This window comes from Arthrobacter sp. Soil762, assembly GCF_001428335.1.
Lineage (GTDB): Bacteria > Actinomycetota > Actinomycetes > Actinomycetales > Micrococcaceae > Arthrobacter.
Genome location: NZ_LMSG01000001.1, coordinates 476,650 through 494,806, shown reverse-complemented (window position 1 = coordinate 494,806; position 18,157 = coordinate 476,650). Strand labels below are relative to the sequence as shown.

The following is an 18,157-nucleotide window of genomic DNA, read 5'->3' as shown; positions in this document are numbered from 1 at the left end:
TGGTCAGGCCACCGACTCGGCGCTGGTCGGGTGTGCCACTTCGGTGCTGCGCCGGAGTATGACCTGGCCGGTTATCGGGGGCGACCCGGCATCGTCGGCGGACGGGCCGGCTGCCCTGCTGGCGGCCTGCCGTCCGATCTCCTCCAGGGGAAGGTGCACCGTGGAGAGGGCCGGCCGGAAATCGCGCAGAGTCTCAATATCGTCGAAACCGGCAACGGCGGCGTCGCGCGGGATCCGCAGTCCCTGGGAGCGCAGCGCGGCGGCGGCACCGATGGCCATAACATCGTTGACGGCAAAGATGCAGAGCCGTTTTGTCTCGGTCCCGGGTTGGGACGCTGTGATCCGTGCAGCCAGGGCGAGGCCGGCCTCGAAGCCGCCCGCACGGGTGAAGTCCGTGCGGATGACGTCCGCGGCAGGCAGGCCGGCGCTGGCAAGGCCGCGCTGGAACCCACGGATCCGGTCGTCGGAGGTGAACAGCCCTTCCGGGCCGCCGACGATGACGAAGTCTTCTTCCCGCGACGTGGCGAGCTCAGTTGCGAGATGCGCGGCCAGCTCCTCATTGGGCACATTCACCACGTGGTAGCCGTCCGCTGCCGCGGCCCCCACAATCCCGTGGCCGATCACGCTCACGTGGCCGCCGTTGCGGCAGTATCGGTCCAGTTCCGCGGCGAGTTCGGTGTTGCCTTCCAGGTCCTCGGCGCGGGAGGTCCGTGATCCTGCGATCACGATGGAATCGGCGCGGCGTGCGGCGAAGGCAGCCACGGCTTCCTTCTCACTGTCCGGAGCGCCCACAGTGGTGGCCAGCAGCACCATCTTGTGCTGTTCCCTCGCGGCCTCCTGGACTCCGCGGGCAATGGCTGCGAAGTACGGATCGGCAATGTCATGCACGATCAGCCCGATAAGCCCGGAGCTGGACTTGGCCAGCCCCTGAGCCTGGGCGTTGGGAATGTAGCCGAGGGATTCGGCAGCCTGGCGCACCCGGTCCGCAATATCCTTGCCGGGTATCCGGGCGGAGCCGTTCAGCACGCGGGAGGCGGTGGCCGGCGACACGCCCGCCAGCCGGGCCACCTCGGTGAGGGTACTTGCAGCCACAACTTCTCCCGTTCATACAGACTTTCAGCGCCGTTAGCGCCGCTTTCAGTATGGCAGTTTGAGGATACTTTGGGAAAGCGCTTGCCAACCCGAAGGGGAGCGGTGCATGATGGACGCAGTGGGAATGCGCTTTCCCAATTCAGCTTAAGTAACACTGCTCACTCACCGTGGAGGACACATGGGCTTCGAAACAAAGACGATCCGTATCGCCATGAACGGCATTACCGGCCGGATGGGTTACCGCCAGCACCTGCTGCGTTCCATCCTTCCCATCCGCGACGCCGGGGGCTTCACGCTGGAGGACGGCACCAAGGTCCAGGTGGAGCCGATCCTGGTGGGCCGCAATGAAGCCAAGATCCGCGAGCTGGCAGAACTGCACAAGGTGGCCGAATGGACCACGGACCTCGACTCCGTGATTAATGATCCTTCGGTGGACATCATCTTTGATGCCTCCATGACCAGCCTCCGCGCCGCCACCCTGAAGAAGGCCATGCTCGCCGGTAAGCACATCTTCACCGAGAAGCCCACGGCAGAGTCCCTCGAAGAAGCCATCGAGCTGGCCCGCATCGGCAAGGAAGCCGGCGTCACCGCCGGCGTTGTGCACGACAAGCTGTACCTCCCCGGTCTGGTCAAGCTCCGCCGCCTGGTGGACGAAGGCTTCTTCGGCCGCATCCTGTCCATCCGCGGCGAGTTCGGCTACTGGGTCTTCGAAGGCGACGTGCAGGCAGCGCAGCGCCCGTCCTGGAACTACCGCAAGGAAGACGGCGGCGGAATGACCACGGACATGTTCTGCCACTGGAACTACGTCCTCGAAGGCATCATCGGCAAGGTCAAGAGCGTCAACGCCAAGACCGCCACCCACATCCCGGCCCGCTGGGACGAGGCAGGCAAGGAGTACAAGGCCACGGCCGACGACGCCTCCTACGGCATCTTTGAACTCGAAACCCCGGCCGGCGAGCCGGTCATCGGCCAGATCAACTCCTCCTGGGCAGTCCGCGTCTACCGCGACGAGCTTGTGGAATTCCAGATCGACGGCACGCATGGTTCCGCCGTTGCCGGCCTGAACAAGTGCGTTGCCCAGCAGCGCGCCCACACTCCCAAGCCGGTCTGGAACCCGGACCTGCCCGTCACGGAATCCTTCCGCAGCCAGTGGCAGGAAGTTCCCGCCAACGCCGAGCTGGATAACGGCTTCAAGCTGCAGTGGGAAGAGTTCCTGCGCGATGTCGTGGCCGGCCGCGAGCACCGCTTCGGCCTGTTGTCCGCCGCCCGCGGCGTCCAGCTGGCCGAGCTTGGCCTGCAGTCCAACGACGAACGCCGCACCATCGACATCCCGGAGATCACGCTCTGATGACTTCCCTGATCCTTCCCACCCACGACGGCGGCACCCGCGAGTACCGTCTCCAGGGCGGCGTGTCGTGGGCGCGCCCCACCGCCCCGCTCACGTCGCGCCGCGCGTACGCCGCCGCTCACGTCATTCCCGAGGTCCTGGCGGACAACACGCCAGGTGCCCCGGCCAGCCTCGACTGGGACGCCACCATGGCGTACCGGCACGAACTCTGGTCCTACGGCCTCGGTGTCGCCGATGCCATGGATACGGCCCAGCGCGGCATGGGCCTGGACTGGGCCGCAACCCAGCAGCTCATCAAGCGCACGGGTGTGGAGGCCGCTTCGGTGGTCATCGCCGGTGGCCCTGCTACCGCCGGGAAGACCGTCCGCGATCTCGTCTCGTGCGGTGCCGGCACCGACCAGCTGGAGCTCGCAACACTGCCCACCGGCAAGGCAGGTCTTGCCGCCGTCCTGGACGCCTACCGCGAGCAGATCGCCGTCGTCAGTGAAGCCGGACCCAAGATCATTCTGATGGCTTCCCGGGCGCTGGCCCGCGTGGCCAACGGTCCGGACGACTACTTGCACGTCTATTCGACGTTGCTGCAGGAAGTGGACCAGCCCGTCATCCTGCACTGGCTCGGGACCATGTTCGATCCCGCGCTGGCCGGATACTGGGGTTCGGACGACGTCGCTGCCGCGACCGAGACGTTCCTGTCCCTGATTCGCCAGCACGCCGACAAGGTGGACGGCGTCAAGGTATCGCTGCTTGACGCAACGCACGAGGTTGCCCTGCGCGCTGCCCTGCCGGAAGGCGTCCGCCTCTACACCGGCGACGACTTCAACTACCCGGAACTGATCGACGGCGACGGCAGCCACCACTCGGACGCGCTGCTGGGCATCTTCGCTGCTATCTACCCTGCCGCGTCGGTTGCGCTGCAGAAGTACGACGCCGGCAAGGCTGCCGAAGCGCGGGCCATCCTGGACTCCACCCGCGAACTCGGCAAGCACATCTTCAGTGCCCCCACGTTCTACTACAAGACCGGGATCGCCTTTATGTCCTGGCTCAACGGCAGGCAGCCCGGCTTCCAGATGGTGGGCGGACTGCACTCCGGCCGCTCCGTCTGCCACCTGGCCAAGACCTTCGAACTTGCCGACCAGGCAGGGCTGCTGAAGGACCCGGCGCTCGCCGCGTTCCGAATGTCCGACTACCTGCGCATCAACGGGGTGGGAGTATGACATCCAATTCAGGTCCGTCCCCTTTTTCACGGCTTTCCCTGAACAGCGCCACAACCAAGAAATTGACGCTCGCCGAAGTGGTTGATGGCTGTGTCCGCGCCGGAATTCCCGCGATCGCCCCGTGGCGCGACCGGGTTGAAGAAGCGGGGCTGGACAAGGCCGCGAAGATGATCAAGGACGCGGGCCTACGGGTCTCCTCCTTATGCCGCGGAGGCTTCCTGACGGCGGCTGACGCTGACGGCCAGGCCGCCGCCCTGGCGGACAACCGAGCGGCGGTCCTCGAAGCCGCTGCGCTGGACACCAGGGAACTCTTCCTGGTGGTCGGCGGCCTGGCGCCGGGGGAAAAAGACGTGGTGGGTGCCCGCCAGCGGGTGGCCGACCGTCTCGCCGACCTTGTCCCGTTCGCCTCGGAGCAGGGCATCCGGCTGGTGCTGGAGCCACTGCACCCCATGTACGCAGCGGACCGCGCCGTCATTTCGACCCTGGGCCAGGCCCTGGATCTCGCAACGCCCTTTGATGCGCAGGCCGTGGGCGTCGCCGTCGACACCTTCCACGTGTGGTGGGATCCGGAACTGAAGGCGCAGATTGAACGTGCCGGCCGGGAAGGGCGCATCGCCTCCTACCAGGTGTGTGACTTCAACATGCCCATCGCGGCCGATCCGCTGCTGTCCCGGGGTTTTATGGGCGACGGCGTCATCGACTTCGCCACCATCGGCACCTGGGTCAGGGACGCCGGGTATACCGGGGACATCGAGGTTGAGATCTTCAATCAGGAGGTCTGGGACGCCGACGGCGATGCTGTCATGGAGACCGTCAAGGCCCGCTACGCGGAACTCGTGCTGCCTTACGCCTGATTCACCCCGCAGGTTCGTTACACGCACACAACGAAAAACACCCCCGGTCCGAAGACCGGGGGTGTTCTTCGCTGACCGGCGCATCCGTCAAGGACGTGCCAACTCATCATCTTGTGCCCCAGGAGGGAATCGAACCCCCGACCGGCGGATTAGAAGGCCGCTGCTCTATCCCCTGAGCTACTGGGGCACGTGGCGCCACGACCATAGATCCGGCGCATCAAAAAGTCTACATTGCCCCGACGCGCAGCAGCGTCAGCGTCGCGCGCTGCCGGTACTTCTCCTCAACAAGGCAGTTTTGGGAAGACTTGTGCACATACGCGAACTTGTCTCTCGCGGCCCGGTGCTGTCCGCGCGAAGCTGGTTCTGCCGGTAAGGCGCTACCTTTCGAGACAGGACAAGATGATGACTGACTACCAAACATTCCGGGGCTTCGTTGCCACGGATATCAAGACCTCTACAACCCCGGGCGGCGTCGGCACCGCCTCGTTCCGCCTCGGTTCAACGGCGCGGCGTTTTGACCGGGCCACCAGCACCTGGGTGGACAGCCACACCAACTGGTTCAACGTCCAGGGCTACCGTCAGCTTGCCGGGAACATGGCCTGCAGCATCAAAAAGGGCCAGTGCGTCATCGTAGTTGGCCGGCTTAAGCTGCGCAGCTGGGAGAAAGACGGCCGGGTCTACCATTCGGCCGAAATCGATGCGGATTCCGTGGGGCACGACCTCAAGCGGGGTTCGGCCAACTACATCCGTACCAGCGACACCGGACTGCACCTCGTTTCAGACAACGGCGCGGCAGGCCAGGAGGCCGCAGCGGAGGGCAGCGGCACCGGCCCCGCTGATCCTGAGGACGACGGAGGAGACCCGGAGGAAGGGGAGCACGCGGACGACGACGCTGCAGCCTTGGGAGTCTTCCACGAGGACGCAGACGGCAACCAAATTCCGGTGGACGCTGAAACAGGCGAGCTCGCCGGAGCCGCCGTCTGAAAGTGCTGGCGTTGGATACCGCACGGGACACGGTCGGTCCCGGTGCCGGCAGCCCGCCCGCACCGGGACCGTTCCGTCCCACGCTTGGCCGCGTGGAAGAATGGCGGCATGAATCGCGCGACGGACAACCGGCAGGCAACCCCCATCACCAGCCGGACCACCCGTTCCCGTCGGCTTGGGCTGTCTGCGGGACGGGCGGCCGCGGCGCTCGCCGGAAGCCTCCTGATGGTTCTTGGGCTTGCAGCCTGCACCGGCGACTCCTCAAGAGGAGTGGGACAGGGCGCTGCCACGCCCGGCGAAGTGGCAACCCCCTCGGAGCTGGCAACCACGGGCTCCACCCAGCCGGCCGCCACGTCCCCGGCGGAGGATCCAGCCATCGTGGCGATGAAACAGACTGTGACGGATGCGCTGGGGAAGCTGGCGGCGGGGACACCAAAGCCAGCCACAGCCCAGGTGACAGATGCCCTGACCGGCGCCGGGATTTCCCCGCCGGCGCTCGAAGTGTCGGCGAGCCGGACTCCTACCGGGCTGGAAGCTGATGCCATTGAGGCCGCTGTGTTGCAGGGCACCGACTGCGTGGTGGGACAGGTCCGCGATGGCAAGGTCACCGTTATCGTTCTGCCGGTCCTGGCCAGCGGCAAGTGCTTCGTGGGTGCGGCTGCCTGACGCCTCGAATGTGAGTTAAGCCCGCCAACCCACTAGATTTGGAACCATGGCGGAATTTATCTACACAATGACCAATGCCCGCAAGGCAGTTGGCGAAAAACTCATTCTTGACAACGTAAGCATGTCGTTCTTCCCGGGCGCCAAAATCGGTGTTGTTGGCCCGAACGGTGCCGGTAAGTCCACCATCCTGAAGATCATGGCCGGACTGGACATCCCCTCCAACGGTGAGGCCCGGCTCAGCCCCGGCTACACCGTGGGGATCCTGTTGCAGGAACCGCCACTGAACGAGGAAAAGACTGTCCTGGGCAACGTCCAGGAAGGTGTTGGCGAGATCTACGGCAAGATCCAGCGATTCAACGAGATCTCCGAGGAAATGGCCAGCCCTGACGCTGACTTCGACGTCCTGCTCGAAGAAATGGGTCAGCTGCAGGAAGCCATTGACGCCGCTGAGGCTTGGGATCTCGACTCCCAGCTCGAGCAGGCCATGGACGCCCTCCGCTGCCCGCCCGCGGACGCCGACGTGACGCTGCTCTCCGGCGGTGAGCGCCGCCGCGTGGCGCTCTGCAAGCTCCTGCTGCAGAAGCCCGACCTCCTGCTCCTGGACGAGCCCACCAACCACCTGGACGCCGAGAGCGTGCTGTGGCTGGAACAGCACCTCTCCAGCTATGCCGGCGCAGTCCTTGCAGTCACCCACGACCGGTACTTCCTTGACCACGTCGCGGAATGGATCGCCGAGGTTGACCGCGGCCACCTGTACCCCTACGAAGGCAACTACTCCACGTACCTGGAGAAGAAGCGGGCCCGCCTGGAAGTCCAGGGCAAGAAGGACGCCAAGCAGGCCAAGCGCCTCACCGAGGAACTCGAGTGGGTACGCTCCAACGCCAAGGGCCGCCAGACCAAGTCCAAGGCCCGTCTGGCCCGCTACGAGGAGATGGCTGCCGAGGCTGACCGCACACGCAAGCTTGACTTCGAAGAGATCCAGATTCCGCCGGGCCCGCGCCTGGGCGGGCTGGTCCTGGAAGCCAGGAACCTGCAGAAGGGCTTCGATGACCGCACCCTGATCGACGGCCTGTCCTTCACGCTTCCCCGCAACGGCATCGTCGGCGTCATCGGCCCCAACGGCGTGGGCAAGTCCACGCTGTTCAAAACCATCATTGGCCTGGAGCCGCTCGACGGCGGCGAGCTGAAGATCGGCGATTCGGTCAAGATCTCCTACGCGGACCAAAGCCGCGGCGGCATCGACCCGACCAAGACCCTGTGGGAAGTTGTTTCCGACGGCCTCGATTACATCCAGGTGGGCCAGGTCGAAATGCCGTCCCGCGCCTACGTTGCCGCTTTCGGCTTCAAGGGCCCGGACCAGCAGAAGAAGGCCGGGGTGCTCTCCGGTGGTGAGCGCAACCGCCTCAACCTTGCGCTGACCCTCAAGCAGGGCGGCAATCTGCTGCTGCTTGACGAACCCACTAACGACCTCGACGTCGAGACCCTCAGCAGCCTTGAAAACGCGCTGCTGGAGTTCCCCGGCTGCGCCGTAGTGGTATCGCACGACCGCTGGTTCCTGGACCGGGTGGCCACGCACATCCTGGCCTACGAAGGCGACGAGGAAAACCCCGCCAAGTGGTACTGGTTCGAGGGCAACTTCGAATCCTACGAGGAGAACAAAGTAGAGCGGCTCGGACCCGATGCGGCCAAGCCGCACCGCGTAACGCACCGCCGCCTCACCCGCGACTGATCGCAAAGAAAGGCCGGCACCCCGTCAAGGGTGCCGGCCTTTCTGCTGCCTGCCGGCAGCCAGTCAGCCGGCAAACCGGTCAGCACAGGGAAACCCCGCTAGGAAATACTTCCGGGCGGGGTTTCCTGCATCAGGGGGATGCCTTGCTGAGGGACCGACGGCTCAGGCCTGGGCCGTGTTCCTGCTCTGCAGTCCTTCGGGCACCCGCAGCATGCCTTCCTGCGCCACCGTGGCTACATGCACGCCGCTGCGGTTGAAGATCTTGCCCGTGGCCAGCCCGCGTGCGCCCTGGGCGCTCGGCGATTCCTGCACATACAGCAGCCAGTCATCAACCCTGACGGGTCGGTGCCACCACATGGCGTGGTCCAGGCTGGCCACGCTCATGCCCGGAGTCAGCCAGGACAGGCCGTGCTTGCGCAGGATGGGCTCCAACAGGGTGTAGTCGCTGGCGTAGGCCAGTGCCGCCCGGTGCAGATTGGGGTCATTGGGCAGCGGACCTAGGGTCTTCATCCACACGGCGTTCGTGGCCACCTTCTCCTCGGGGGCCGAGACGTACAGGGCGGGGTCGATGTGCCGCACGTCGAAGGGCCGCTCGGACGACATATGGCGGGCCATAGGGTGGTCATAGCGGGCGAGTAGGTCGGCCGTGCTGGGCAGCGACTCCGGATCCGGTATGCCTGCCGGCATGGTGGACTGGTGGTCCAGGCCGTCGTCCTCGTGCTGGAACGAGGCGATCATTGACAGGATCGGGACCCCGTCCTGGTATGCGTGGACGCGGCGGGCCGAAAACGAGCGGCCGTCGCGCAGCCGTTCCACCCCGAAAGTGATGGGCTTGTTGGCGTCGCCGGCCCGGAGGAAGTAGCCGTGCATCGAGTGGGCCACACGGTCCGGCTCCACGGTCCTCATGCCGGCCATCATTGACTGGGCCAGCACCTGGCCGCCGAAGACACGGTGCCGTGGCTGCCTCTGGGAGGGCCCGAGAAAAATGTCTTCATCCGTCCGGGCGCCGTCGAGGCTGCCCAGATCGAGCAGTCCGATCAGGGTATCCATGGGGTCATCGATGGAGGCCTCTTCGTCAAGGCCGATGTACGCGTCAGTCATGGATTGACTCTAGACGGCGCCCCGCCGCTGCTCAACCAAGCTTCAGCCGGTAGTGTTCTTAATGTGTCTGACCTACTTACGAAGTCCTTCCGGTTCGCCGATCCGCGTGATCTCGCCGATCTGCGCACATTCACCACCCGTGCCAAGACGGTCGACGACGGCGCCATCCGGCTTCAGGCCGCAGGTTCCGTTCTCGCGGCCTACGTGTGCATTCTGCGGCCGCGCCTGCTGGGCGAATCCACCCCCACCATCCTGGGCCTGCGGACCATGGCGCTGGCGGAACCTTCCGCGATTGACGTGACGGTACCGCTCTCAGCCGTCGTTGACCGGCTTGCCAGGGCAGGGGAGGACGACGTCGAGCTGCCGGTGCCGCCGTCCACCGTCACCGAATCGTGGACAGGCGTCGGCGCACCGCGCACCGGCTGGGAACTGGTGGGTGCGTTGTCGGATGCCGAACTGCGGCGCGCGGCCGAAGCCGGCATCACCGAAGTGGCGGGCATCATGCCCGCCCAGCCGGGGGCGCTGATCGTCAACAACGCACGCGCCGCTGTGTGGGGCCGGGCCCTTGACGACACCGGCCTTCCGGCAGGAGCCGCCTTCGCGGCCCTCACCCTGGGATTCCTCGCAGACGGGGACCAGAAGCTGTACCGGGCGGGCCGTTGGTTCCGTCTCAGTGGTCCACGCGGCCACGTCCTGGCACGCACCGGCAGCGGCCTCTAAAACCCGGCCAGCCGCCGTCGTACGCGCCCATGCGCTAAGCCCGAAGGCCGCGTCAGGCCTCCGACGGGCTGTTCACCATGGACAGCGCGGCGCGTTCCATGTAGTCCCAGAGCGTTCCCTCGTGCAAGGGTGGCAGTTCCAGGGCATCGACAGCGGTCCGCATGTGGAACAGCCAACGGTCCTTGGCCTCCGGCGTGACCCGGAACGGTATGTGGCGCATCCGCAGGCGCGGGTGGCCGCGTTCCTCGCCGTACGTGGTGGGGCCGCCCCAGTACTGCTCCAGAAACATCAGGAACCGCCGTTTGGCCGGTTCGAGGTCCTCCTCCGGGTACATCGGGCGCAATAGCGGGTCCGTGGCCACTCCGTCGTAAAAAACATCGATCAGCTTGACGAACGTCTCGTGTCCGCCCACGGCGTCGTAGAAGTTGTCCGTGTAGCCGGGCTGGCTGAAGGGATCGTTCTGCATAAGCTGGCGTGGCTGCTGCGGCTCGGCGGGTATGGTCATGTCTCTATTCTCCGGCCTTTTGCTCGGTCTTTTTCGCCTCGGTGGCGGGCGCACTCAGGGCAGTGTCCGGCCCGGCGTCCGGCGAGTCCTCGACCGGCACGTCCGGCACCGGCACGTAGTTGCCCTGGGAACGGTTGCCGACGCGAAGGATCTCGCCATTGCGGAGGTACCAGATGGCGCCGTCCTCCGAGCGGACCCGGGTGATGCGCAGCCCCATGGACTCGACCACACCCACTACCTCGCTGGTTTCAATGACGTCGCCGATCCCGTACTGGTCCTCGATGGTGATGAAGATGCCGGCGAGGAAGTCGCGGATCAGCTGCTGGGCGCCGAAACCGATGGCGATACCCAGGATTCCCACGCTGGTCAGCAGCGGGGCGATGTCGATGTCCAGGTTCTGCAGCACATACATGATGGTGATCACGGCCACCAGTACGCCCACGATGCTGTTGAGCAGGGAACCAATGGTTTCCGCCCGCTGCACGCGGCGCTCGTGATCCAAAGCCCGCAGGGCGGGGGCAACCCACTTGAAGTGCGGTTTCTTGAAGAAATTGGTGCCCGCAGCCACTCGCTTGCTGATCCGGGAAATTACGAAGGTGGCCACCAGCCATATCGCGATTCCGACGCCAAGGCTGATCGCGATGCCCGTGACGCTGACGCCGTTGGGCTGCGAGGTGAGGGGCGGGGGTGTAAGCGACATCGTGCTGAACATAGAGGTAAAACTCCTTGGGGGGTCACCGGCGGCGGCCGGGCGGATGACGTCGGCCCATGCACAGGTTCGCCCGCGGCATATGGCTCTATTCTCCTTCAACCCTAGCGCCGTAGCGTGTCCTCATGCGCATCCTCGTTCTGGGCGGAACCGCCTTTCTCTCCGCTGAAATCGCCCGGCAGGCCGTTTCCGCAGGTCACGCAGTCACGTGCCTGGCCCGTGGGTCCGCGACGGAACCGCCAGACGGTGTCCGGTGGGTAAAAGCGGACCGTTCACTCGGCGCGAACAGCTACGCACAGGTGGCAGGGGAGTGGGATGCGGTCATTGACGTGGCCCGCGATCCTGTCCCGGCCAAAGGGGCGCTGGCCGCCCTGGCCCACAGGACTGCCCACTGGACGTTTGTGTCCAGCTGCTCCGTCTATGCGGACGCTTCGACGCCGGGAGCTACTGAGGACGCCGTACTCCTGGCACCCTTGCCAGCCGGCACGGAATCCACTCCCGAGAACTATGGGGAATCCAAGTCTGCGATTGAACAGGCAACCCTGGAAGCCGTGGGCGCCAGGGCGCACCTCTGCCGCGCCGGCCTGATCGGGGGCCCCGGCGACGGAACGGACCGGTATGGCTACTGGCCCGCAAGGTTCGCAAGGGACAACGGCCCGGCCGTGGTCCCGGCCATCGCCGGCCACGCCACGCAGGTCATTGATGTGCGGGACCTCGCGGCCTGGGTCCTCGATGCTGCCCAGCGCGGGGTGACCGGGCCGCTGAACGCCGTGGGGGAGCACGTGCCCTTCGGCGAGTACATCGAGGCGGCCAAAACAGTGGCCGGGTACCAAGGCGAGGCCCTCAACGCTCCGGAGGATTGGCTAGTGGAGTCCGGGATCGACTACTGGGCCGGACCTGACTCCCTCCCGCTGTGGCTGCCGCCCGGCCACGAAGGGTTTTGCAACCGCAGCAACCACGCAGCCAGGGCCGCCGGAATGGCCATTAGACCCTGGCAGGAAACGCTGGCGGCCACACTGGAGGACGAGCGCCGCCGCGGCCTGGACCGCCGCCGCAAGGCAGGGCTCGCGCCGGCCACCGAAGCCCGGCTGGCCCAGGAACTACTGGGTGGTGAACTGCTGACCGGCCGGTGAACTCCTGTCAGGCCACCACAGTCACCGGTGAATGATGCACGGGGAAGTTGACGCTCCGGGCGATGAAACAGACGGCGTTGGCTTCGCGGTGCAGCTGTTCCGCAAGATCCACGTGCGCCGCGTCCACCACGGTGACCCGCGGGTTCAGCGTGACGGACTCGAACTGTCCGCTGCCGTCGCGGTTCAGCCGCATCACACCGGTGGCGTCGTCCTGATAGTCGGTCACCACCACCCCGTGCTTCACCGCCACGTGCAGGAACGACAGCATGTGGCACTGCGCCAGCGCCGCCAGGAGCAGCTGCTCCGGGTTGTAGCGGTCACGGTCCCCATGGAACGTCGGATCGGCGGAACCGGGCAGGACCGGCAGCCCGGGGATCCGGATGTCGTGGTCCCGTGAGTAGCCCCGGTACGACGACGTGCCGTCGCCCAGGTTGCCGGTCCACTGCACCGTCAGGGAATAGTGGTGCTCGCCCAGGCCCACGGCGCCGGCCTAGGCTTCGCCCGGCAGCACGTCGGCCGCGCGTGCCCGCAGCGCCCGGGCCACGCCGTCCCGGTTTTCCAGCATCATGCGGCGCAGGGCGCTGCTGTCGGCCGGAAGACCGGCGAGGAAAGCATCCGTCCGGTCCACCGTTGCCTGCGTGGTCAGCAGTGCCGGATAAAGCCCGACGACGATCTGCTGGGCGAGTGCGTGCGTGCGGTTTGCCACGATGCCGGGAACAGCCTCGAAGTACTTTTCCGCGTACGGCTCCAGCAGCGAACGGTCCAGCACCCGCATGAAGCCTGTGACGGCTGATCCCTGGAGCGCATTGGAGAGTTCTCCCGTGACCACGATCGAGTCCCAGGCGGCGGCTTTGGCTTCGGCGGTGGGGATGGCGGCCGTGGCCAGGGCCGCGGCGTTCTGTCCGCTCGCGGTGTTGTCGCGTTCCAGTTCGGCGGCGATCTCCGCCTGACCCAGCCGGGCACCGGACACCAGTGAGGCCAGCAGTTCCCAGCGGAGGTCCTGGTCCACGGCCAGCCCGTCCAGGGTCGCGGTGCCGTCCAGGAGCCCGGCGACGGTGTCCAGCTGGCCTGAGCTGCGGGCCAGCAGGGCAAACGACTTCACAAACTGCAGCTGGGCGTCGGACCCGGCAAGTGCTGCGCTGGCAAGGTCCCACAGCGTGTCCACGGCGGCGACCGTGGTGGCCTCGCGGTGCTCCTCAGCCACATAGAAGTTCAGCGTGGTGGCCAGCTGGCGCAGCTGGACCAGGATCACCGAAGAATCGGATTCCGCGGCCACGTTGGCCAGGATCAGCTCTACATACCGGCGCGCCGGGGACTCGCCATCGCGGGCAGCGTCCCAGGCGGAGTTCCACACCAAGGTGCGCGGCAGGCTCGCGCTGAAGTCCTTCAGGTGCGCCGTTGCCGTGGCGAGGGACTTCTCGTCCAGCCGGACCTTGGCGTAGGCGAGGTCGTCGTCGTTGACCAGGATCAGGTCAGGCTGCGCCAGGCCGGCCAGCTCCGGCACCTCGGTGCGCTCACCGTCGACGTCGAGCTCCTCGCGGTGCACGCGCTCCAGCTTGCCTGCGCTGTTCAGGTTGTAGAACCCGACGGCGAGCCGGTGCGGACGGATGGTGGGCCACTCCTTGACGGCTGACTGCACGATGGTGAACGATGTCAGCGTCCCGGCGCCGTCCACGGCGAGCTCCGGCTTGAGCGTATTGACGCCGGCAGTCTCCAGCCAGAGGCGGCCCCACTGGTCCAGGTCGCGGCCGCTGGCCTTCTCCAACTCGATCATGAGGTCGCTGAGCTCGGTGTTCTGCCACGCGTGCTTGGCGAAATACTCCCGGACCCCGGCCATAAACTGCTCCGGCCCCACCCAGGCCACCAGCTGGCGCAGGACTGAGGCGCCCTTGGCGTAGGTGATGCCGTCGAAGTTGACCTCCACGTCCTGCAGGTCGCTGATGTCGGCGAAGATCGGGTGCGTCGTGGGCAGCTGGTCCTGGCGGTAGGCCCAGGACTTCTCCACCGAGGCGAAGGTGGTCCACGCGCTCGTGAAGGACGTGTTTTCCACGGCCGCGAGGTGGGACATGTATTCGGCGAAGGATTCGTTGAGCCAGAGGTCGTTCCACCAGCGCATGGTCACCAGGTCGCCGAACCACATGTGCGCGAGTTCGTGCAGCACGGTGATGGCCCGGCGCTCGATCTGGGCCCCGGTCACCTTGCTCCGGAAAACGTAGCCTTCGAGGATGGTCACGGCGCCGGCATTCTCCATGGCACCCGCGTTGAACTCGGGCACAAACAGCTGGTCGTACTTCTCGAACGGGTACGGGAAGCCGAACTGCGCCTCGAAGAATTCGAAGCCCTGGCGGGTCAGGTCAAAGATGTTGTCCGCGTCGAGGTACTGCATCAGGGACTTCCGGGCAAAAACACCCAGCGGGATCACGCGGCCGTCGGAACTGGTGACCTCGGACCGGACAGCCTGGTACGGGCCGGCGATCAGGGCCGTGACATAGGAAGACAGCCGCGGTGTGGGGGTGAACGCCCAGACCGAGCGGGCACCGCCGTCGTCCCCTGGCGTGGCTTCCACGGGGGCCGGGGTGGGGGAGTTGGAGATGACATCCCAGTGCGAGGGCGCCGTGACCGTGAACCTGAAAGTGCCCTTGAGGTCGGGCTGCTCAAACACCGCAAACATCCGGCGCGAATCGGGAACCTCGAACTGCGTGTACAGGTACACCTCGTGGTCCACCGGATCCACAAAGCGGTGCAGGCCTTCGCCGGTGTTCATGTACGGCGCGTCGGCCACCACCGTGAGCTCGTTGGCCGCGGCCAACTCCGGGAGCTGGATCCGGATGCCGTCTGACACTACGGCAGGGTCGAGGGCGCGCCCGTTGAGCGTGACGCTGTGCACGGCGTGGGTGACGGCATCGATGAACGTGGCGGATCCGGGCACTGCCGTGAACTTCACCGTGGTGGTGGTTCCGAAGACCTTCTCGCCCCTGGTCAGGTCCAGGATGACATCGTAGGAGTCAACGTTGATGAGTTCAGCACGCTCGCGGGCTTCGGCGCGAGTCAGGTTCATACCTGGCAAGTGGGGCCTCCAGAAGGGTCTCGGTTGCCGGCGGGCGGTGGCCTGCACCGGCACAGTGAAGTCATTCTGTCACGGCCTCAGGCGGGAGTAGCGTTAATGCATGGGAAAGTTCCGGGATTCGGTGGATACCAAGGCACTGCGCTTCGTGGTGGGCTTTCCCGTGGTCCTGGCGGCGGCTTTTGTGTTCTGCGCGTTCTTGCTGCGGCCCGATCTTCCGGACCCCGTGGCAATCAGCTGGACGGCCGACGGCGGCGCCTCCTTTGCCCCGTTCGGCGCCTATGCGGCCGGCGGTGCGCTGCTCATTATCGCCTCAGGCTGGCTGGTGCTGTCCCAGGCGGTACCGCTGTCCCGGCCCGCTGTTATGCGCCGGATCATGATGGGGACGGGGCTGTTCCTGACCCTGTTCATCACCAGCGTCCTGGCGGCCGGACTGGTGGGCCAGGCCGGCCTCGCCGACGCCCGGGAATCCCGGGTGGATCTCACGGTCCTTGCTTTGGGCAGCGGGGCGGCGTTGTCGCTGGGCGTCATTATGGGCTTCGTCTTCAAAGCCGACAGGCAGTGGTCGCTCGACGATGACCGGGCCCTGGAGCTTGCCCTCGCCCGCGAGCTTGACCCGGAGCTTGCCGGAGACACCTTCCGGATGTGGGTGCACGCCCGCAGTTCCGTCTTTGTGATGATCGCGGTGGCCAGCCTGTTCCCGGCCGCGCTGATCGCCGTGGCGCTGCCCTGGCTCGGGGCCCTGGTGGCTGCCCTCGCTGTGGTGGCCGCTGCTTTCCTCTGCGCCCGCGTCAAGGCTGACCGCCGCGGCCTGCGTGTCCTGGTGGCCGGCGTGCTGCCGGTCATGGATGTGCCGGCGGCCGCGATCTCCACCGCGAGTGCCGCGGACGTCCGCGCCGCCGACTACGGCGGGTGGGGCTACCGCAACCACAGCGGCACTGCCGCGATGCTGGTCAGCAGCGGCCCCGCCGTCGTCGTTCATCAAACAGATGGGCGCAACCTCGCGGTCAGCGGCGGCAGCCCGGCATCCGCGGCCCGGCTGGCAGAGGTCCTGACCCGGGTGGCTGCCAGGGCGCACGGGGGCGCGTCCGGCGAACGTGCCCCCGGAGTCTGAGTCCTAGTAACCTTGTCCGTGATGATCTGACCCTGGCCTGAACCAGCGCCGCTGGCCCCGGCGCCGAAACGAACGGATACTGCTGTGACCTCTTCCCCTGCCTTCCCGCGGGTACACATCGCCACCGACCACGCAGGCATGGAACTCAGCGCCCACCTGGTCAGCCACCTCACGGCCAAGGGCTACGACGTAGTGGACCACGGCCCCAAGGAATACGACGCCCTGGACGACTACCCGTCCTTCTGCATCAACGCAGCGCTCGCCGTCGTCGCAGACCAGCAGGCAGGAATCCATGCCCTGGGCATTGTCCTTGGCGGCTCGGGCAACGGGGAACAGATTGCGGCCAACAAGGTCAAGGGGGTCCGCGCAGCACTAGCCTGGAACCACTCCACCGCCACCCTGGCGCGTGAACACAACGACGCCAACGTGGTGGCAGTGGGCGGCCGCCAGCACACGGTCGAGGAAGCAACCGAACTGATCGAGGCGTTCCTGGCTGAGCCCTTCAGCAACGACGAACGGCACGTCCGCCGCATCGGCAAGATCGCGGCTTACGAATCCACCGGCGAGGTCATCGAGTAGTGCCCGAAGGGCATTCAGTCCGCCGCCTGGCGCAACAGTTCGGGGACGTCTTTACCGGCGAGTCACTGTCCGTCAGCAGCCCGCAGGGCCGGTTTATTGCCGGCGCAGCCCTGCTGGACGGCCAGGTCCTGACGGATTCGCGCGCCCACGGCAAGCACCTCTTCCTGCATTTTGACCACGCCGTGGTGCTGCACGTCCACCTGGGGCTCTACGGCGCCTGGGACTTCGGCGGCGACGCGACCTTCAGCGGGGCCTCCAGCATCGGTGCCCCGCGGAAGATCGGGGAGCGCGAGGTTTTCGAGGACCCCGAAATTACCGACGACGCCGGGATGGTTGAGTACGCGGGCCCGCCCGAGCCCCGCGGCGCCGTGCGTGTCCGGCTGGTCAGCAAGCATGGGTGGGCGGACCTCCGCGGTGCCACCACCTGCGCGGCCATCACCGAGGCAGAAGCCCGGGCCGTCCTGGCCCGGCTGGGGCCGGATCCGCTGCACAACCATCCCTCGGACAGGACCCGCTTTGTGACGGGCCTTTTGTCCCGCAAGACCTCCATCGCAGCGCTGCTGATGGACCAGAAGGTGATTGCCGGCGTCGGGAATGTCTACCGGGCCGAAGTGCTGTTCCGGCAGCGGCTGGATCCGTGGCTGCCGGGTACTGGACTCTCCAGCGCCGCCGCCGGTCTGTTGTGGGACGACACAGCCGCAGTAATGGCCGACGGCGTCCGCGACGGGCGGATCATCACCACACCGCCGGTGTATTGGGAGCCGGATAACCGGGAACCAGGGGCGCTCCTGCCCACGGGCGGCGACGCCCACTTTGTGTACAAGCGCGAAGGGCAGCCCTGCCGGGTCTGCGCCGTGCCGGTGGCCATCACCGAAATAGTGGGCCGCAAGCTCTACTGGTGCCCCGGCTGCCAGCAGTAGCCAACCCAAGTCGGCCGAACAAAAAAGCCAGCCAAACAAAAAGCAGGGCCCCTCAGCTGAGGGGCCCTGCTTATGTGGAGGGGACGACGGGAATCGAACCCGCATCATCAGTTTGGAAGACTGAGGCTTTACCACTAAGCTACGTCCCCGGAAAAATACACCTCAGCTGTTGTATCAGGCTGCACTGCGTTTCTTCGGGCTGGCTGTTGAAGCCGGATACAACTAAACCTAATTCATGCCCCACGTGTCAAATGTGCAAAGAACGCCCGGATGAACGTAGACTTGCCTGTGCACTTACGGGGTGTAGCTCAGCTTGGCTAGAGCACCTGCTTTGGGAGCAGGAAGTCGCAGGTTCAAATCCTGTCACCCCGACTCTGCGGCTCGGGCCGTGCAAACGGCCCGGGCAGAAAACTGCGTTTGCAGAA

General features: G+C 66.2%; 17 protein-coding genes and 3 tRNA genes. 12 read left to right on the top strand and 8 right to left on the bottom strand.

Annotated features, from left to right (window positions below; all coding sequences use genetic code 11):
* Positions 1-3: 3 nt before the first annotated feature.
* Positions 4-1,092: a LacI family DNA-binding transcriptional regulator gene (locus tag ASG77_RS02295; protein WP_056340634.1), complete on the bottom strand. Its 1,089-nt coding sequence runs from the start codon at positions 1,090-1,092 to the stop codon at positions 4-6.
* A gap of 178 nt (positions 1,093-1,270) precedes the next feature.
* On the opposite strand from ASG77_RS02295, the gene ASG77_RS02290 reads away from it, so the two are divergent.
* From ASG77_RS02290 to ASG77_RS02280, 3 genes are read left to right on the top strand one after another with little or no spacing between them, the layout of a single operon-like run.
* Positions 1,271-2,440 carry a Gfo/Idh/MocA family protein gene (locus tag ASG77_RS02290; protein ID WP_056340631.1) on the top strand — a complete coding sequence of 390 codons (1,170 nt, stop codon included), beginning with the start codon at positions 1,271-1,273 and terminating at the stop codon, positions 2,438-2,440.
* Entirely contained in the window at positions 2,440-3,654 is a 1,215-nt protein-coding gene (locus ASG77_RS02285; RefSeq protein WP_056340629.1) for a dihydrodipicolinate synthase family protein, read from the top strand. The genes ASG77_RS02290 and ASG77_RS02285 overlap by 1 nt, the downstream gene beginning before the upstream one ends.
* Positions 3,651-4,508: a sugar phosphate isomerase/epimerase family protein gene (locus ASG77_RS02280; RefSeq protein ID WP_056340625.1), complete on the top strand. Its 858-nt coding sequence runs from the start codon at positions 3,651-3,653 to the stop codon at positions 4,506-4,508. Before ASG77_RS02285 ends, ASG77_RS02280 begins: the two co-directional genes overlap by 4 nt.
* 114 nt (positions 4,509-4,622) lie before the next feature.
* Here ASG77_RS02280 and ASG77_RS02275 read toward each other — a convergent pair.
* Positions 4,623-4,695, bottom strand: a tRNA-Arg gene (locus ASG77_RS02275).
* Positions 4,696-4,910: 215 nt separating this feature from the next.
* On the opposite strand from ASG77_RS02275, the gene ASG77_RS02270 reads away from it, so the two are divergent.
* From ASG77_RS02270 to ettA, 3 genes are all read left to right on the top strand, one after another.
* Positions 4,911-5,492, top strand: coding sequence for a single-stranded DNA-binding protein (locus tag ASG77_RS02270; RefSeq protein ID WP_056340623.1), 582 nt, complete (start codon positions 4,911-4,913; stop codon positions 5,490-5,492).
* Between the two features lie 108 nt (positions 5,493-5,600).
* A complete protein-coding gene (locus tag ASG77_RS22360; protein WP_235564243.1) occupies positions 5,601-6,158 on the top strand; it encodes a DUF6993 domain-containing protein in 558 nt (185 codons plus the stop codon).
* Positions 6,159-6,204: 46 nt separating this feature from the next.
* Positions 6,205-7,887 carry an energy-dependent translational throttle protein EttA gene (gene ettA / locus ASG77_RS02260; RefSeq protein WP_056340620.1) on the top strand — a complete coding sequence of 561 codons (1,683 nt, stop codon included), beginning with the start codon at positions 6,205-6,207 and terminating at the stop codon, positions 7,885-7,887.
* A gap of 162 nt (positions 7,888-8,049) precedes the next feature.
* On the opposite strand, the gene ASG77_RS02255 is transcribed toward ettA, so the two are convergent.
* Positions 8,050-8,988, bottom strand: a complete 939-nt coding sequence (locus ASG77_RS02255; RefSeq protein WP_056340615.1) for an acyl-CoA thioesterase — start codon at positions 8,986-8,988, stop codon at positions 8,050-8,052.
* 63 nt (positions 8,989-9,051) lie between these two features.
* On the opposite strand from ASG77_RS02255, the gene ASG77_RS02250 reads away from it, so the two are divergent.
* Positions 9,052-9,708, top strand: coding sequence for a hypothetical protein (locus tag ASG77_RS02250; RefSeq protein ID WP_056340612.1), 657 nt, complete (start codon positions 9,052-9,054; stop codon positions 9,706-9,708).
* Between the two features lie 52 nt (positions 9,709-9,760).
* Here the strand turns inward: ASG77_RS02250 and ASG77_RS02245 are convergent, their stop codons facing one another.
* Positions 9,761-10,213: a globin gene (locus tag ASG77_RS02245; RefSeq protein ID WP_056340609.1), complete on the bottom strand. Its 453-nt coding sequence runs from the start codon at positions 10,211-10,213 to the stop codon at positions 9,761-9,763.
* Positions 10,214-10,217: 4 nt separating this feature from the next.
* Positions 10,218-10,913, bottom strand: a complete 696-nt coding sequence (locus tag ASG77_RS02240) for a mechanosensitive ion channel family protein (protein ID WP_442854228.1) — start codon at positions 10,911-10,913, stop codon at positions 10,218-10,220.
* Between the two features lie 134 nt (positions 10,914-11,047).
* Between ASG77_RS02240 and ASG77_RS02235 the strand changes: the two genes are divergently transcribed.
* Positions 11,048-12,055 carry an epimerase gene (locus ASG77_RS02235; RefSeq protein ID WP_056340603.1) on the top strand — a complete coding sequence of 336 codons (1,008 nt, stop codon included), beginning with the start codon at positions 11,048-11,050 and terminating at the stop codon, positions 12,053-12,055.
* 7 nt (positions 12,056-12,062) lie between these two features.
* On the opposite strand, the gene ASG77_RS02230 is transcribed toward ASG77_RS02235, so the two are convergent.
* Positions 12,063-12,536 carry an OsmC family protein gene (locus ASG77_RS02230; protein ID WP_056340600.1) on the bottom strand — a complete coding sequence of 158 codons (474 nt, stop codon included), beginning with the start codon at positions 12,534-12,536 and terminating at the stop codon, positions 12,063-12,065.
* 9 nt (positions 12,537-12,545) lie between these two features.
* Positions 12,546-15,113 carry an aminopeptidase N gene (gene pepN / locus ASG77_RS02225; protein ID WP_056340598.1) on the bottom strand — a complete coding sequence of 856 codons (2,568 nt, stop codon included), beginning with the start codon at positions 15,111-15,113 and terminating at the stop codon, positions 12,546-12,548.
* A 109-nt stretch (positions 15,114-15,222) separates the two neighbouring features.
* On the opposite strand from pepN, the gene ASG77_RS02220 reads away from it, so the two are divergent.
* The 3 genes from ASG77_RS02220 to ASG77_RS02210 all read left to right on the top strand — a co-directional run bounded on the left by ASG77_RS02220 (position 15,223) and on the right by ASG77_RS02210 (position 17,732).
* A complete protein-coding gene (locus ASG77_RS02220) occupies positions 15,223-16,233 on the top strand; it encodes a hypothetical protein (protein ID WP_056340593.1) in 1,011 nt (336 codons plus the stop codon).
* An 84-nt stretch (positions 16,234-16,317) separates the two neighbouring features.
* The gene (locus ASG77_RS02215; RefSeq protein WP_056340590.1) at positions 16,318-16,812 is read left to right on the top strand and encodes a ribose-5-phosphate isomerase; all 495 of its coding nucleotides are present in this window, start codon (positions 16,318-16,320) and stop codon (positions 16,810-16,812) included.
* On the top strand, positions 16,812-17,732 hold the full coding sequence (locus tag ASG77_RS02210) for an Fpg/Nei family DNA glycosylase (protein WP_056340588.1): 921 nt from the start codon (positions 16,812-16,814) through the stop codon (positions 17,730-17,732). Before ASG77_RS02215 ends, ASG77_RS02210 begins: the two co-directional genes overlap by 1 nt.
* A gap of 75 nt (positions 17,733-17,807) precedes the next feature.
* Here ASG77_RS02210 and ASG77_RS02205 read toward each other — a convergent pair.
* Positions 17,808-17,881 (bottom strand) — tRNA-Gly (locus ASG77_RS02205).
* Positions 17,882-18,029: 148 nt separating this feature from the next.
* Between ASG77_RS02205 and ASG77_RS02200 the strand changes: the two genes are divergently transcribed.
* A tRNA-Pro gene (locus tag ASG77_RS02200) sits at positions 18,030-18,104 on the top strand.
* The last annotated feature ends 53 nt before the right edge of the window (positions 18,105-18,157 follow it).

Bases quoted from the DNA above. Each gene is read 5' to 3' on its own strand.
- ASG77_RS02280 (WP_056340625.1), top strand. From the start codon at position 3,651: ATGACATCCAATTCAGGTCCGTCCCCTTTTTCACGGCTTTCCCTGAAC.
- ettA (WP_056340620.1), top strand. From the start codon at position 6,205: ATGGCGGAATTTATCTACACAATGACCAATGCCCGCAAGGCAGTTGGC.
- ASG77_RS02285 (WP_056340629.1), top strand. From the start codon at position 2,440: ATGACTTCCCTGATCCTTCCCACCCACGACGGCGGCACCCGCGAGTAC.
- pepN (WP_056340598.1), bottom strand. From the start codon at position 15,113: ATGAACCTGACTCGCGCCGAAGCCCGCGAGCGTGCTGAACTCATCAAC.
- ASG77_RS02255 (WP_056340615.1), bottom strand. From the start codon at position 8,988: ATGACTGACGCGTACATCGGCCTTGACGAAGAGGCCTCCATCGATGAC.
- ASG77_RS02235 (WP_056340603.1), top strand. From the start codon at position 11,048: ATGCGCATCCTCGTTCTGGGCGGAACCGCCTTTCTCTCCGCTGAAATC.
- ASG77_RS22360 (WP_235564243.1), top strand. From the start codon at position 5,601: ATGAATCGCGCGACGGACAACCGGCAGGCAACCCCCATCACCAGCCGG.
- ASG77_RS02290 (WP_056340631.1), top strand. From the start codon at position 1,271: ATGGGCTTCGAAACAAAGACGATCCGTATCGCCATGAACGGCATTACC.
- ASG77_RS02220 (WP_056340593.1), top strand. From the start codon at position 15,223: ATGGGAAAGTTCCGGGATTCGGTGGATACCAAGGCACTGCGCTTCGTG.
- ASG77_RS02245 (WP_056340609.1), bottom strand. From the start codon at position 10,213: ATGACCATACCCGCCGAGCCGCAGCAGCCACGCCAGCTTATGCAGAAC.
- ASG77_RS02270 (WP_056340623.1), top strand. From the start codon at position 4,911: ATGACTGACTACCAAACATTCCGGGGCTTCGTTGCCACGGATATCAAG.
- ASG77_RS02240 (WP_442854228.1), bottom strand. From the start codon at position 10,913: ATGTCGCTTACACCCCCGCCCCTCACCTCGCAGCCCAACGGCGTCAGC.